Source organism: Bernardetia aquimarina (assembly GCF_042180575.1).
Classification (GTDB): domain Bacteria; phylum Bacteroidota; class Bacteroidia; order Cytophagales; family Bernardetiaceae; genus Bernardetia.
Genome location: NZ_CP170094.1, coordinates 1,199,332 through 1,214,529 on the forward strand (window position 1 = coordinate 1,199,332; position 15,198 = coordinate 1,214,529).

The window sequence follows — 15,198 nt, forward strand, 5'->3', positions numbered from 1 at the left end:
TTAAAAATAATGGCTCTTCCGACTTTTTAGCGATTATATGAATTTGACTATCATTCTCAATCTAAAATTTTGAAAGTTTCTAAACCCATACCCACTCCTTTTGAGGGTCTTAATTTTATTATTAATTCCCTCTACTATTCCGTTAGAATATCTATCTTTGAAGAAATTAATAATATCATTTTTCCAAGAATTAAACGTATTTATAAATCTATTTAGAGCCTTATGATTTATTTTTTGAGCTTCTTCTATCCATTGGTCTAGTAGTTTTTTAGCTTCTTGTTTACTCAAATCAGTATTAAATATATTTTGTAATTCCACTTTCATAAAATACACCTGTCTAAGCGTTGAGCTAAACCTAAACGCTTTAAGTAAAACTCGTCTTTCTTTATAAGTAAGGTCTTTCCATGCCTTGTATAAAAGCCATTTTATTTGCTTGAAATGAACGTTTTTATCATCTTTTCGTCGTAATTCTTTACGAATGCTATCTAGCACTTTATTACAATGCTGAAAAAAATGAAAGCGATCTATTACTACATCAGCGTTAGGAAATACTTCTTTTGCTGTATTTGAAAATCCCTCCCACATATCACAAGAAAATACTTCTATACTAGTACAAAAAACTTCGCCTTTGGATAAAAAATAGGCTTTTAAATACTCTTTATTACGGTATTCTAAAATATCCCAAACTTGACCTGTATCTAAATCTACTAAAACAACAGCATATTCCTTTTTTCCTTTTTTGTAAGCAAATTCATCAATACCTAAACGTCGAGGAAAATAATCTAGGTGTTTTTTTATCTCACGTTTACTATAGGTTTTAAAAATACCATCTAAAACATCCCAAAGTATGTTTTCTCGGATAGCTACTTCTTTGAAACTGCTATCTTTCAAACATAAATAAAGATATTTTTCCAAACGATGAGTTTGATTTTTTTGCTTAGAAACAAAACTAAAAACTTCTTGAAAGTAACGAGTACAATCTTGACAATGAAATTGACGAGAAGTTAAGTGTAAATAAACCTCTTTGTCTAAAATATTTCGGTCACGAACAATACGTTCTGAAGTAGAAGTCACTTTATTGCACTTTTTCAAGCAATTAGGACAAATAGAATCGGCTAAATTACTTTCTCCATAAATAGTTAAGCGAAGTGGAGAAGATTCTATTTTCGTTACTGAAAAATCTGAAAAACCTAATAAAATTGCTATTGTGTTAGTATCCATAGAAAGGCTAAATTAAGAAATTATCGCTAAATTGTCGGAAGAACCAAAATAATTATTCGTAAATACTTCCTAAAAATCAATATTTCTTATAAATCGTCGTCAAAATTTCCTCCATTTTATTTCCTATTGTTTTTGAAGATTCTCTGTGATGATTATTTTGAAACGAAAAACAGAACTTTCTACCACTTTTAGTAACCAAAAATCCACTCAAACAATGATTATTACTAATCGTTCCTGTTTTTCCATATAAAAAAGGAGTGGAATTTCTTGAAAATTCGTATCTACGTCGTAATGTTCCTGCCTCTCCTCCTATGGCAAGGGTTTCGAATAACTTTTCTTCTCCCATATCCTTACGAATTGATTTGAGCATTTCTACAAAATTGCGAGGCGTAAAAAGATTATAACGAGAAAGTCCAGAACCATCTACCCAACGAGGACGATTATAAAATTTATTGAAATAATTTGCATCCAAATAGTCAATCACTCTTCGTGTCGAAAGCGTTCCAAAAAGTTCTGCCGAACACATCAAAAGTGTTTGTTCTGCTAAAAAATTATCACTTTGCTGCATCATTCGTTTGTACATTTCATCACTTTTTGCAGTATAAAGCATTGATGTATTTTCAGGCATTGGATAATCCAGATGAGCAACTTCTATTCCTAATTTATCATTCAGAAGTGCCGTTATGAGTTCGGAAGTAGCGTGAAAAGGATATGATTTTCCGTTTTTGTAATACAAATCTCCAATATTATATTTAAAAGAATTTATACCCAAATCTCTTTCGATTCTAAAGTTTTGTGTGGCTATTTCACTATTTTCTATTAATAAATCTTTAAAAAAAGAGGGATACACCTCAATTTCACAAGAAGGGTCAGCTTCAAAATAAACAGCATTTCCATACATTGGAAAAACAGATTTTTCTACTCCATAAGTAGTACGGTAATCTTCCCACGCCCAGCCATCTCCAAAGGGTTCATCTTCATAATTGGTCGTAGAAAAGTAGAGTTTTTTGGTTTTAGATTTCAATAAAAGAAAATCAATCACAGCCGAATTATTAAAAACAGGATGCAAAAAAGTAGGGTCGCCAGTTCCCCAAAAAATAAGAGAATCTCCCTTTTCAAAATAACTAAGAGAAGGCAAACGCTCACTCAAAATCTTAGTGGCAGCAAAAAGAGAAGCTATTTTCACATTCGAAGCAGGTGTAAAATATTTGTCTGCATTATATTCAAAAAGATATTTTGAGCTATCCAAATCATACAAAACAAATCCATGAAAGCTATCTTTGAAGCAATCTTCTTGAAAAACTTCGATTAAATTGTCTATATAATCGGTATTTTTTTCTTGACTTTTCTTTTGAGCAGAAACAGAGAAATTAATAAAACAGAAACTAACAACTAAAAAAAAGAGTAGTTTTTTTGAATAAATAAAATTGATTTTCATAATTGGTTAGATAAAATAAATAATAGATAAAATTTGGTGGTTGTAGTAGTCGATTTTTTGAGTAATTTTGACCTAAAAATAGCATTACTAATAAAGAATCAGAAATGACACATTCGCCTTTCAGTACTCAAAACGAAGAATTAAAAAGTATTGTTCAAACGTTGTTCCTATTACGTGTTAAACCAGATAAATTTTCGGGTTTAATAGCAGAAGCCTATAAAAATACGTCTAAAAAATGGCAAGAAGAAATATTTTATTTACTTAATAACAAAATCCAAAAGGAAGGGATTCAGAAAGAATATTTAATGGAAGAATTAAATTCAGAGATGGCAGAGAGTGTATATGCTAGTCAGATTTGGCAAAAAATAAATGCACTTTCTTTTGAAGACAAATTACCTTATTTATTGCACCATATTTTGGGTTGGGACAATGAAAAGATAGGAAAATTAGTAAGTCTTTCTATTTCAGAGGTAGAAATTTTGATGGTTAATATTTTGAAGAAATTAGAAAGTTAATTCTATTTAAGGTTCAATTACGAATGATATTTATTTGAAGTTTTTTTCTACTCCAACTTTAACCTAAATAATAATATTTTTTTAGGCTTTGCATATTCACTTTTTTCAACATGGAAAAAGTCATAATATTTATTCTTTGTTGAGCGATAGTACTCTATTATATTTTTCATAGGAATTTTAATTGGCGTTGATGTTCCTATCGCTTCTCCTTTTGTTATTACTTGTTCTCTCAAGTTTTCAACAAAAATATAATTTTCACATTCCACACAAGGAGTATCATTATAATATTCTACAGTTAGAGCGTGTTTAAAAATTTTCTCTATCTAATCTAGCTAAAATTATAGTAATAAATACACTTTGTATAAAAGCTACAGAAGATTGTATTGTTTTTTCGTAATCTTTGGCTAATCTACGGAAAAAATTGAACCATCCAAACGACCTTTCCACTTGCCACCTTCCCTTTTGAGGAACAAATCCTTTCTCATTAGGTGGACGTTGTGTAATTTCAACCTTCCATTTGTACCATGCTGCACATTCTTTGAAATATCCTTTGTAAGCACTATCTGCGAAAATAATTTCTAGCTCTGAAGCTACTTCTTCTAATTGAGAAAATAGTTCAATACCTTCATTTCCATCATAAGTATTTGCTGCTGATACGTGAATAGCAAGAGGTAATCCTAAGCTATCTACTGCAATATGACGCTTACGCCCATTAATTTTTTTAAAACCGTCTATGCCTACTTCTTCATTTATAAAAGCAGCTATTTTAACACTTTGACTGTCTACTGCACAAGTGGTAGGAGAAACATTACGCTCTTGCCTAACTCGTTCTAAACCAACAAGATGATTTAAAATAAATGTTAGAACTCCCTTTTTTTGCCATTTACGAAAGTAATAATAGACTAGTTCCCAAGGTGGAAAACAAGAGTCTAAATTACGCCATTGAGTTCCTGTACGAGTTATTTTTAAGATTCCATCAAGAACATTTCGCAAAGAATGCTTACGTTTTCTTGGTTTATCTAAAAGATTTTTTATAATTTCCCATTGAGAATTTGTCAAGGGTTTAAAACTGCGCTGTAGGAAGCGACGTTGTTGCCTAGAAGTTGTTGTTTTTTGTTCTTTCATTTAACAAAAGTACTACTTCTTCTACAAATTCTCATTTTATTTAACTTTGTAAAGTGATATTAGTGAAATTGCAAATTTTGGCAAAATAAAATTTAAACACGCTCTAGATAATCAAATACAATATTTAGATTATTGAAATCAATTATCTTTAAATTAATTTCTCTTTCCTCATCTGAAATAGTAAATGCTGCCACTTCAATTTCACTTGCAATAGAGTAATAGTAAACATGCCAATAATCTAATGTATCTGCTTTTACAAAATTAAAAGAACAGAAAAAAAATAAGACTAGAAAAAATACTTTTTTCATTGAATGAAATTTATGATAATAAAAAAAACTTTGTCAGTAGTTTTTTGGTAATCCAAAATAACTCTGACAATAGTTTAGAAAAAACAAAAAATTACCTATTCAAAATAATCTTAACTGTACTTGTTCCGACAGCATTATCTTGAAGTGAGTGTACATAAATTTTACAGATATACATTCCATTTTTCACCATTTCACCTTCATTTCCTCTACCATTCCACGAAAGGTTTGAGAAATTTCCGTTATTATTCAAATAATTCTGACGAACCGTTCTGACTGCTCTTCCCAAAACATCATAAACCACCAAAATTACCTCAATATCATCTCCTGTGCGTGTATGTGTAACATTAAACTCTACATTACTCCAAAAAGGATTTGGAAAAGGAGTAATTTCTGTAATTTCAATCGGTTTGTTTTCTACATAAAAATCAACCTCAATCGTCGTCGGATTTGAATAATTATCCCAAACAGTGAATGTAAGAGTGTGTTTTCCTACTGTTAAATCTTGCAACGGAAAAGCGATTGTTCCCTTTTTATAACTTCCTTCTTCGTACTCAAAATAATCATTTAAGATAAAAGTCTGGGTTGCTTCTCCATCCAAAACGGCTGTTATTTCCCTTCCCACTCCATAACCAGTTAGATTAATTCCATTTTCATCACTTATTTCTGCTAAAAGTGTTGTATTTGAAGGAACTTTTACCCCCGAAACAAACGTCTTATCTTCTATCCAAATTTGTGCTGTTGGTGGCGTATTGTCGGTTGGTGCATTGTTGTTACTTGCTCCAATCTGAATCCCATAAAAACCATTTGCATCTCGGTTTTGTGTTTCATGTTTTGCATACATCGTAACTCTTCCTGCTTCCAAATTATAATTTATATCTTTCGAAACAACAAAAGTAACTTCAAATTTACCTTGATTGATTTTTGCTTTTCCTTTATACAAAACGTTTTGCCAAGCAGTATAAACCATCGGTTGAGATTCGTCTCCAAAGGTGCGTAATTCGGCAGGTTTGTCATAAATAATAATATCCAAATCGCCAGTAAAATCAGCACTTAACGTTCCGTTATTTACAATTTGTCCATTCAAAGTAACTTTATCTAATGCTTTTATAGATTCTACAATTCTTCCATTTGTTTTTACTTCTGTAATAATGGCTTCTTCTTGTGGATAATTTAGACGTAAAGCAGGGTCACCCAAAAGTGTGAAATTTCTATTTAGTTTTGATAAACTTTCATTTTTAGTGGCTCTAATAATATCTCCCAGACGTGGCATTTCTCCATTCGGCAAACGCTTGAAAACATTATTATAAAATGCTTTTGCTAAGATAAAATTAGTTGAAGCCGTTACTGGGCGTGTAGTGGTTACAAGCGCAATTCCTCCACCATCTTCATTTGTCATAAGCCTTTCTCCTACTGAAAAAACATCTGGATTGTCATAACGTCCAAACTCACAGGTCGCTGTAACAAACATAGGCAAATTATTAAGGTTTTTCCAATTCGAAATTGAAGCCAAATCAACCACAGATTCAGTCGCCAAACTAGATTCTGAACCATGTCCCATATAATTGACAATCAGCGAACCCTCGTTTACATTTTGATTTAATTTTTCACGTACTTTAGGTGAATATTTTCCATTTGATGTAGAAATTTGAGGAAACGCATCAACATATAATTTTTCTGCTTGGTAGCCATTATAACTTTCAATAATATCAATAAGCTGTTCAGAATCTCTCATGTGAATATTATTATCTCCATCATCAGCTACAAAGACAACTTTGTTTCTCCAATTTCCTAGCGTTTGGGGAAGAGAATATCCAATAATTTTATCGACAACTAAATTAGCTTGATTTGTACTTCTGACAGGAATACGACCAATTCCAATATCCAAATCTTCTTGCTCAGTTTGAAAACTTTCTTCCCATTCTCCTTCATTTTCTTCTAAAAGACCAAAAAAGTCTTCTGAAGAAAACGTTTCGACAGGTTCTAAAGATTCTCTTGATTGATAGATAGGAACAAAATTATTATTTGATAGAATTCTATCCTTATAATCATAACTTGTATCTCCAAAAAGAAGTAAGTAACGTAACTTATTATTTTGCTTTTTATATAAAAAACGAACGAAATCACGAATAGCCGAAACATCTTGTTTTCCAGAAGAAAATTCATTCCAAATCTGACTAACCGTTACTACCAAAACTTCCATATCATCATTATCACTATGAAAAGCAGCTAGTTTTTGAGCAGCTTCTAAAAAATCTTCGTGTGTAACAATTACAAAATCAGGGGTAGAAAAACTATGTAAATTCTGATTTGCAATGGGTGTAATTTCTACTGGTTTTGGTAATTCTGTATTTACATCAAAAGCCACTAATTCATTTAATTCTCTGTTTGTACGAACTACAAAAGCATTTTGATTGGAAGAACTTAAAGAAATTTCTTGAATAGAACTCAAATTAGTTATGTTCCAAACACGCATAGAAGCAGGTTTTTGAGCAAATTCGAAACTACTAATTTCATTTTGAGCAGAAGAAACCGAACGGAAATGTGTATTTTGTTTGTAAAAAGATAAAGTACGAGTAAATTCTAATGTTAGATAATCCACATAACCAAAAGCTGTATTATCTGTTTTGTTGTAAGTAACTTTTACAGGCAAGGAAGCTGGCGAAGAGCTAAGATTCGATGAAAAAGTAGCCGTTTGTATATCTCCTTTTTTGGTGTAGGTAGAAATTTGAGAAGCTGCAATCGGAAGTATTCCAAAATCTTGACCTGCAACTGTAAATGTATATTCACTCACACGAGCCGAATATGCCATTGCTGAGGCACGCAAAAATACAGGACGAGAAGTAACCAAACCTTCAGATTCAAAATTGATAGTTTCTTCAGTTACAAAATCAAAACCTTCTCCAAACCACATTCTACCCGAACCTCCACCTCCAGAGTTTCTTAAACTTCCTATAATATTTGTTTCTTCTAATTCGTGATGTGCTATTTCATTATAAGTCGTGATTTTTGTTCCTCCTGTTAGGTTTTCGGCTGCTTGGATTCGTTTTCCTGTTTCACTTCCAATTTTTAAATAATAATAATTAAATTCATCATACAGATTTTTCTCAAAAGTAAATTTTAATAAATCATTTGCTTGTGCATCATATTGATGAATATCAGCTCCTTGTGCATAAAATAAGATATAATCTCCAGTATTAAAAACATTATCACTTCCAAGTTCTACAATAATAGCATTTTCTTCTAAGTCTAAAATTCTTATTGCTGCATTTGCTTGTGGAAGCATTCCTCCTCCATTTCCAAAAATTTGAATATTGGTTGGATTGATGGCAGAAGGATTTAGTCCTGCTGTTTGAAGGTCTTGAAAAGTAATTTTATGAACTCCATTTTGTTCTATTTTTAGTTTTAGAATTTGTCCATCTGCAAGAACAGAATTTTGGGAAAAACCTATTGAGGCAATCAATAAAAAGAATAAAAATAAAGGAAAGAAAATGTATTTAGAAATATATTTTGAGATATGAAAATTCATAGGAATTATTTTTTTATATAATTTTGAGATGGCTGGTAGTAATTTGATATTATAATGCACTGATTAATAACCTTTTGAATACGTTTTTGATTAATAAAAGGGTTTGTAAAGATACGATTTTTTGAATTGTTTTTTTTCTTAAAAATTTGGAAAATAGTTTTTATAAAACTTACCTAATAAATCAAGAAGTTATTATTTAGTTTGTAATTTGATTTATAAAATCAGTTTACTTTTCAAACTAAAATTATATCTATCAAGTTAGACAGAATAATAGTTTCAAAAAGCTATTCCATTTTTTAATCTTAATCTACCTTTTTAGTATGAGAAGTTATCTTTGTATTTCTATCTTTTTTGTCTTGATATTTAGTTGTTTTTTTATTTCATTTTCTGCTTTTGCTCAAATTAGCGACATTGATTTACCTCAAATTAATAAAAAACGTCTTTCTCTTCAAAAAAATTCTATGTATGTTTTGGGAGGTTGGTCGGTTACTAATTTTGCATATAGTGGCGCAACACTGGCAGCAGGAGTAGAAAATGGAGAAAACAAATACTTCCATCAGTTTAATATCTATTGGAATACTGTCAATTTTGCTTTAGCAGGAAGTAGTTTATTATTTGCTAAGAAAGACACTGATTTGAATTATGCTCAAACTCTGAAAGCCTATCATTCGACAGAATCTCTTTTTTTACTCAATACTGGAATTGATATTGGTTATATGGCAACAGGTTTATATCTACGAGAACGAGCAAAAACTTCTACAAACACAAAAAATACAAATCAACTTTTAGGATATGGCAAATCTTTGATTTTACAAGGTGGATTTTTGTTTCTTTTTGACTTGACAGCATACACACTCAACAAACATCAGTCAAAAGTTTTGTATGATATTCCTGTTTCGATTGCACTTGCACCAAATCAAATGAGAGTTACTTATGTTTTTTGAGTTGGAAATATCCAGTTTTTATAATGATTTATACAAAAAACTCATTGCTTAATCAAATTAAACAATGAATTTTTAGGGCAAACGCACGAAATTTTATTTTTTAAGAATTGGTTCAAGCGAGGACGCTTAAACCAGTTTTTGTCTAATTCAAGCGTCCTCGCTTGAATTTTAAAACTAAAAAATAGGTCAAAAGAGTATAAAATTACACATTTTATTTTCGTGCGTTTGCCCTGATGAATTTTTGAAAGTTAAGTAACTAGGCAAAATTATTTATAGGTTAACAAAACCTGTCTGACACCTCAAAGGTGTCTTGACAGTTTAAATTTCCATTTTCTAATTCTTTTTTAGATATGTTTTATTTTGCTCAGTTACTTATCCGTTTAGTATTTATCCTTATTTTGCATATTCTTTTTTCAATTTGTTTGGAAATACTTTTTTGAGTTTATCTACCTTTGGACTAATTATAAAAGAACAATAACCTTGAGTTTTATTATTATTGTAATAATTTTGATGATAATTTTCAGCTACATAAAATACTCCTAAAGGCGAAATTTCGGTAACGATTGGTTTATCAAAAACCTTTTCTTCAGTTAGTCTTTTTAGATAAAACTCTGCTTTTTCTTTTTGCTCGTCATTATGATAAAAAACAGCCGAACGGTATTGTGTTCCTACATCATTTCCTTGTCTGTTTAATGTTGTTGGGTCGTGTGTAGCCCAAAAAACCTCTAATAATTCATCAAAAGAAATGACTTCTGGATTGTAAGTGATTTGTGCTACTTCTGCGTGTCCTGTTGTTCCTGTACAGATTTCTTTATAACTAGGGTCTTTTGTTTGTCCACCTGTATAACCCGAAATAACTGTATCAACGCCTTCTAAACGCTGAAAAACGGCTTCGATACACCAAAAACAACCTGCACCAAAAGTAGCTGTATCTAAATTGGAATTTATATTTGTCATATTTTTTTCTGTTTTAGTTTGTTCTTTATTTGATTCTTTTACTTCTTTCAAATCTTTTGCTTGAGCATTTTGTTTTGGCGCACACGCACTTACAAAAATAGCTGACAGGCTCATCAAAAGTAAAAGAAAGAAAGGAAGTCTTGATTTATTTTTCATTGTATTATTTTTATTTTTCAAACTTATACGTATTTTTTTGTTAAAACACTCCCTTTCAAGACTTTGTTAGATGATTTATTATTTTTTGTGAATAAAAAAAGCTAACCTACAATAGAATTAGATTAGCTTTAAAATTTATTTTTTAAGATAAAAAGTTAGTTTTTACTCTTGCATCACATTATTTTTCTCAAATAAATATTGAATAATTCCCTCTCTCAAACCCACTTTAGGAATTATAATTTCTTTGATATTGGCTGCCTTCATTACTTTTAAATAAATTTCGGTTGCAGGAACAATTACATCGGCTCTATCGTCATTCAAACCAAAATCTCTAATTCGTTCTTGGTAATTTCTTTTCTTGAGTTCTTTATAAAGTCGCTCTATTTCTTTTATAGTCAATAATTTACCACTTTTTGAATTTTTAGAAAGGTCATAGAGTTTATTGATATTTCCTCCTGTTCCGACTGCATTTACAGTTGTGGAAAGAGGTTTTATTGCTTTCTGAATCCAATCTTTAAGTGTTTTATCTTCTTTTTCGATGTATTCTTTGGTAGCTGTTTTTTTATCTGTTGTGATAGAACGTACCGAACCCATATCAAATGAATGAGCATCTATTTTTTCAAGATTATGATAGATATTTACTTCTGTACTTCCTCCACCAACATCGATATGTACAAAATTATCTGTCGAAACGTAGCTTAAAATTGATTTATTAATCAGTTCGGCTTCCATATCTCCACTAATAATATTGATTGGAATTCCGACTTCTTTTTTGACACGCTCAACAATTTGCTGTCCATTTTTGGCTTCTCTCATTGCAGAAGTTGCACATGCCATATAATCATTGACTTCAAAAACGTCCATTACACTTTTAAAAACGTGCATTACCTCTAAAAATTTCTCTTCATTTTTAGGGCTAATTTCGTGAGAAAGACTAAAAACATCTGTTCCCAAACGCAGAGGAAAACGAACTTGTTCTATTCTTTTAAAACTAGGAAATCCGTCTTTATCAGAAAAACGAACTCTACTAATATGCAAACGCAAGGCATTAGAACCAATATCGATGGCTGCCAAACGCAAATCCTGTTCAGAATTATAGGAAGAATCTTTGGAATTAATTATCATACTTCAAAGAAAACAGATTTTGATGGTTTTTACTAATTATTTGTAGTAATTATGCGATTATAAGCAAATTAGTTGTCTTTTTTGAAAGAAATTGTATCACTTTCTTTTTTAATGATGACAGGAATAGGCTCGGGTTTATACATCTTGATTTCTTGAATATTAGCTGGAAGACCAAATTTGTTTTCAAGAAGAAAATTTTTGACCGTTCGCATAATTTCTGTTTTGGTTTCTAGTGCCGAAACTTTATAATCTAAAGTATTTACCCAAAACATCACTTTCAAATTTACGGTACTGGCTGCAAATTCATCTATCAAAACAAGTGTTTTTTCATTCTGTAACACTTCTGGATTTGCATTTACAATTTCTGTGATTCCTTTTATAGCCTCTTTTATATCGTCATCATAATCAATTCCTATCAAAAAATCTAAGCGCAAAAAGCCGTCTTGTGTGTGATTATATACTTCATTTGTGATGACCAAAATATTAGGAATATAGACATCACGCCCATCAAAAGTTTTCATTTGTGTCGTTCTGAAATTAAGAGAAACTATTTTCCCCATATTTCCCTCAACAGTAACTGTATCTCCCAAATTGAAAGGACGGTCAAAAACTAAAATAACTCCTGCCAAAAAATTTTCTCCAATTTCTTTAAAAGCAAAACCTAAAATTACGGCTCCTGCACCTGCACCAGCCAAAAGTCCTCCTGCTATTCCTGTAAGTCCCATCGTATGCAATCCTAGAATAACTCCTGCTAGAATAAGCAAAAACTTGACAAGTCGAACTACATAATCAACTACCAATTTGTTCTCTGCTTTTTGCATCATTTTTCTTCGAAACACTTTTGTTATTCCGATAGCTAAAAGGATACAAACAGTTGTTACGATAAGTGAAAGGGCAATTTTGGGAATACTTTCGATGAGTATTTCCCAATAAAGAAGAAGTTTTTCGTGAAGTTCTTTAGTAATATCCATAGATAAAAAAGCAAAAATATAAGTTGAAAAAATAGTTTATTTTGCACTAATTATGAACAAAATAGCAAAAATTAAACAGCTCTTTAATGTAGATTGTTTGAATAAATATTTTGTCCAAATAAATTTCAATTTCAAGTTTCAGTCAAAAAAATGTATTTTTGAAAAGCATCATATCTATCTTACTTTATCTCAATCTTTTTACTTAAATTTAATTCTTATGAAAATCAATTATTTAGTATTATCAAAACAGTTGTATTTTACATCTCTATTTTCCTGTTTTATTTTTTGTTCTTTGAGTCTTTTTTCTTGCCAATCAAATGTAAATTCTAATAAAGAAACATCAGAAGCAGATACCACTCAAAATCAAGAAATCAGAATTGCAGAAGAAAAACAAGAAATGGAAGTTACCTTTGCAATTTCGAATGTAGAAGATGATATTAATGGAACTGAAAGCACAATTAAAGTAACGATAAATGGAAAAGATACAGAGCTTACTAGAGCCACAAACTGTAATATAGCCGAAAAAGAAGAGTATGAATCTATGAAAGTACCAACTGATGCAGTTTGGGCATGTAAATGTTGGTGGGCAGGTGCAGGAGAAAATTTTTATGCTATCAAAAAAGACAATAAAGTAGAATTTTATGGAAAAGAAATCTATGAAGAAATGGAAGAAGAATATGATAAATGGGAACTTCTCAAAACATTGGAATAATTTTTTCATAACTAAAGAACATAAAAAAAGCCGACAGCTTGGAAGCTATCGGCTACTCTAATGAACTCAAAATTATTCTTTTATCAAATAATATTTTTTCAATTCTTCTGCCTTTCCAAGACTCTCTAAGGCGACTTTTATTTCTTTATCTTCTTGATTGGTTATAGGATAATAGCCTTCATTTTGCCAACCTAGTTTTCCTAAACTTGCCTTTAATTGATTTAAAATAAAAGCTCTTGAAATTTGATATTCTGCATTATTGAAAACTACTCCTTTTGTTGCAGCAAATTTTAAAAAGTCATTTTCTAAGTTTTTATCAATCGTAAAATTGGCAATAAAACTTTCTAGTTTCATCACTTTAAATTTTTCTTTGTTGATATTATAATAAGTGCTTGTCCAATTTCTAACGACATTTTTGGAGTAAAGCGAATCTACAAAAGGTGTAAAATAAGATGTGTCTCTGGGAACAAAAATATCAGGCATTATTCCACCACTTCCATAAACTGTTCTTCCATGAATCGTTTTGTATTTCTTTTCTGTATTCATTTTCGAACTGTCAGCGTGATATAATTCACCATTTGTGTAACGCTCCATTATTTCCAAACTATAATCTGTTGTGTCGCTGTATGGTTTTTGAATACTTCTGCCACTCGGTGTATAATATCTTGAAATCGTAAGACGCATCTCCGAACCATCACGAAGTGTAATTGGTTTCTGAACCAATCCTTTTCCAAACGAACGCCTTCCCACAATCAAAGCTCTATCATTATCTTGCAATGCACCAGCCACAATTTCAGAAGCCGAAGCACTTCCTTCATCTAACAAAACAATTACTGCTCCTTCTTCAAAATCTCCTTTTCGGTGCGCTTTTTCTTCACTATCAAAACGTCCTTTTTTACCATCTGTATAAACAATCATTTCTTTTCCTGCCAAAAGCTCATCTACCATTTTGACTGCTTGATCCATATACCCCCCTGGATTTCCACGCAAATCCAAAACTAAATCTTTCATTCCTTCACGCAAAAGCTTGTTTAATTGCGTTTCGAATTCTTTAAAAGTATTCATTCCAAAACGAGAAACTTTGATATAGCCTGTCTTTGAAGTAAGCATATAACCTACTTCTACTGTACTTGTCGGAATTGTACCACGCTCAACTGTCAAGGTCAATTCTTTATTTTGATAGGGACGAAAAACGGTCAGATTTACTTTCGAATTTTTCTTTCCACGCAACAAATCAAAAACTTTTCGATTATCAATTTTTACATTTGCTACTGGCGTTTCATCTACTTTTATGATTCTATCACCTGCTTCTATTCCTGCCCTTGAAGATGGACTATTCGGAACTGGCATAATGACTTGAATGGTATCCTCAAAAAGAACAAATTCAACACCTATTCCTTCAAAATCTCCTTCCAGTTGAGAGTTCATTATTTCTACATCTTTTGCAGGAATATAACTTGTATGAGGATCAAGTTTGGATAACATTTCGCTGATAGCATGGTCGGTAATATCAGTCAAATTAACTGTATCTACATAATAATCTTCAATATAGGAAAGTACTTGACGCATTTTTTTGGCTTGGTCAGAAGCACTTTCTTCTGTTTGCAAACCTGTGAGAGCAGATGAAAAAGAATTATCTTGTCCTCCAAAAAAACGTGCGCCAAAAATCAGCCCTACTCCCAAAGCAATAGCTGTAAAAATTGGTAATTTGATTTGAGAAGCCAAAACAGAGGGATTCGGATTTGACTTTGTTCTTGCTTGATTTTCTTTCGGAGTAGAACGTGTGTAAATAAGACGCTCATTAGAAGAATCACTAGAAGATCCTGAATTACTTTCTGACATAAAACTATGCTATAAAATTTTTTGTAATGATTTATTCTTTAAATTACTTTGCTGCTACAAATAGTACGCTATAATGCAGCTAAAACTATCTAATTTCATTTTTATATTCATTTTCATAAATAAATTCAAAATTAACTAAACTTGTTGAAAAACAACCTGCTGTAAAAAATTAATTTATTAATAAAGACAATAACCTTACTAAGATAACTCATATTTTGCTCAAAAAAGAGAACAGAGGAAATTTATGAATGGTTTTAATAAGATTTAACGGATAGTAAAAAACGTACTACATTCTGTTTATTCTAGTTTTTTGATAGACTTTTAATCATTTGAATAGAAGAATAGTTTAGAAAGTCAA

General features: G+C 31.0%; 12 protein-coding genes. 3 read left to right on the forward strand and 9 right to left on the reverse strand.

Going from position 1 to position 15,198, the window contains the following annotated elements:
• Positions 1-33: 33 nt before the first annotated feature.
• On the reverse strand, positions 34-1,221 hold the full coding sequence (locus tag ACE193_RS05010; protein ID WP_375558606.1) for an ISL3 family transposase: 1,188 nt from the start codon (positions 1,219-1,221) through the stop codon (positions 34-36).
• Positions 1,222-1,297: 76 nt separating this feature from the next.
• Positions 1,298-2,659 carry a D-alanyl-D-alanine carboxypeptidase/D-alanyl-D-alanine-endopeptidase gene (locus ACE193_RS05015; protein WP_375561911.1) on the reverse strand — a complete coding sequence of 454 codons (1,362 nt, stop codon included), beginning with the start codon at positions 2,657-2,659 and terminating at the stop codon, positions 1,298-1,300.
• Between the two features lie 104 nt (positions 2,660-2,763).
• Here ACE193_RS05015 and ACE193_RS05020 point away from each other — a divergent pair, with 104 nt between their 5' ends.
• Positions 2,764-3,174: a hypothetical protein gene (locus ACE193_RS05020; RefSeq protein WP_375561912.1), complete on the forward strand. Its 411-nt coding sequence runs from the start codon at positions 2,764-2,766 to the stop codon at positions 3,172-3,174.
• Between the two features lie 306 nt (positions 3,175-3,480).
• Here ACE193_RS05020 and ACE193_RS05025 read toward each other — a convergent pair whose 3' ends face one another.
• The 3 genes from ACE193_RS05025 to porU form a co-directional block, all read right to left on the reverse strand.
• Positions 3,481-4,299, reverse strand: coding sequence for an IS5 family transposase (locus tag ACE193_RS05025; RefSeq protein WP_375559445.1), 819 nt, complete (start codon positions 4,297-4,299; stop codon positions 3,481-3,483).
• Between the two features lie 92 nt (positions 4,300-4,391).
• Entirely contained in the window at positions 4,392-4,607 is a 216-nt protein-coding gene (locus ACE193_RS05030; RefSeq protein WP_375561913.1) for a hypothetical protein, read from the reverse strand.
• Between the two features lie 91 nt (positions 4,608-4,698).
• A complete protein-coding gene (porU, locus tag ACE193_RS05035; protein WP_375561914.1) occupies positions 4,699-8,133 on the reverse strand; it encodes a type IX secretion system sortase PorU in 3,435 nt (1,144 codons plus the stop codon).
• A 320-nt stretch (positions 8,134-8,453) separates the two neighbouring features.
• Between porU and ACE193_RS05040 the strand changes: the two genes are divergently transcribed.
• Positions 8,454-9,077 (forward strand): DUF6992 family protein, encoded by a 624-nt coding sequence (locus tag ACE193_RS05040; RefSeq protein WP_375561915.1) that lies wholly within the window; start codon positions 8,454-8,456, stop codon positions 9,075-9,077.
• Between the two features lie 393 nt (positions 9,078-9,470).
• Here the strand turns inward: ACE193_RS05040 and msrA are convergent, their stop codons facing one another.
• The 3 genes from msrA to ACE193_RS05055 all read right to left on the reverse strand — a co-directional run bounded on the left by msrA (position 9,471) and on the right by ACE193_RS05055 (position 12,286).
• Positions 9,471-10,190 carry a peptide-methionine (S)-S-oxide reductase MsrA gene (gene msrA, locus ACE193_RS05045; RefSeq protein ID WP_375561916.1) on the reverse strand — a complete coding sequence of 240 codons (720 nt, stop codon included), beginning with the start codon at positions 10,188-10,190 and terminating at the stop codon, positions 9,471-9,473.
• Between the two features lie 162 nt (positions 10,191-10,352).
• On the reverse strand, positions 10,353-11,315 hold the full coding sequence (locus ACE193_RS05050) for a Ppx/GppA phosphatase family protein (protein WP_375561917.1): 963 nt from the start codon (positions 11,313-11,315) through the stop codon (positions 10,353-10,355).
• A 68-nt stretch (positions 11,316-11,383) separates the two neighbouring features.
• Positions 11,384-12,286 carry a mechanosensitive ion channel family protein gene (locus tag ACE193_RS05055; protein ID WP_375561918.1) on the reverse strand — a complete coding sequence of 301 codons (903 nt, stop codon included), beginning with the start codon at positions 12,284-12,286 and terminating at the stop codon, positions 11,384-11,386.
• Between the two features lie 217 nt (positions 12,287-12,503).
• Here ACE193_RS05055 and ACE193_RS05060 point away from each other — a divergent pair, with 217 nt between their 5' ends.
• Positions 12,504-12,998: a hypothetical protein gene (locus ACE193_RS05060; RefSeq protein WP_375561919.1), complete on the forward strand. Its 495-nt coding sequence runs from the start codon at positions 12,504-12,506 to the stop codon at positions 12,996-12,998.
• 72 nt (positions 12,999-13,070) lie between these two features.
• Here the strand turns inward: ACE193_RS05060 and ACE193_RS05065 are convergent, their stop codons facing one another.
• On the reverse strand, positions 13,071-14,840 hold the full coding sequence (locus ACE193_RS05065) for a S41 family peptidase (protein WP_375561920.1): 1,770 nt from the start codon (positions 14,838-14,840) through the stop codon (positions 13,071-13,073).
• Positions 14,841-15,198 lie beyond the last annotated feature (358 nt).

What these genes read in the sequence shown, in the direction of transcription:
- ACE193_RS05010 (WP_375558606.1), bottom strand. Translation starts at nt 1,221, where the DNA reads ATGGATACTAACACAATAGCAATTTTATTAGGTTTTTCAGATTTTTCA.
- ACE193_RS05015 (WP_375561911.1), bottom strand. Translation starts at nt 2,659, where the DNA reads ATGAAAATCAATTTTATTTATTCAAAAAAACTACTCTTTTTTTTAGTT.
- ACE193_RS05020 (WP_375561912.1), top strand. Translation starts at nt 2,764, where the DNA reads ATGACACATTCGCCTTTCAGTACTCAAAACGAAGAATTAAAAAGTATT.
- ACE193_RS05025 (WP_375559445.1), bottom strand. Translation starts at nt 4,299, where the DNA reads ATGAAAGAACAAAAAACAACAACTTCTAGGCAACAACGTCGCTTCCTA.
- ACE193_RS05030 (WP_375561913.1), bottom strand. Translation starts at nt 4,607, where the DNA reads ATGAAAAAAGTATTTTTTCTAGTCTTATTTTTTTTCTGTTCTTTTAAT.
- porU (WP_375561914.1), bottom strand. Translation starts at nt 8,133, where the DNA reads ATGAATTTTCATATCTCAAAATATATTTCTAAATACATTTTCTTTCCT.
- ACE193_RS05040 (WP_375561915.1), top strand. Translation starts at nt 8,454, where the DNA reads ATGAGAAGTTATCTTTGTATTTCTATCTTTTTTGTCTTGATATTTAGT.
- msrA (WP_375561916.1), bottom strand. Translation starts at nt 10,190, where the DNA reads ATGAAAAATAAATCAAGACTTCCTTTCTTTCTTTTACTTTTGATGAGC.
- ACE193_RS05050 (WP_375561917.1), bottom strand. Translation starts at nt 11,315, where the DNA reads ATGATAATTAATTCCAAAGATTCTTCCTATAATTCTGAACAGGATTTG.
- ACE193_RS05055 (WP_375561918.1), bottom strand. Translation starts at nt 12,286, where the DNA reads ATGGATATTACTAAAGAACTTCACGAAAAACTTCTTCTTTATTGGGAA.
- ACE193_RS05060 (WP_375561919.1), top strand. Translation starts at nt 12,504, where the DNA reads ATGAAAATCAATTATTTAGTATTATCAAAACAGTTGTATTTTACATCT.
- ACE193_RS05065 (WP_375561920.1), bottom strand. Translation starts at nt 14,840, where the DNA reads ATGTCAGAAAGTAATTCAGGATCTTCTAGTGATTCTTCTAATGAGCGT.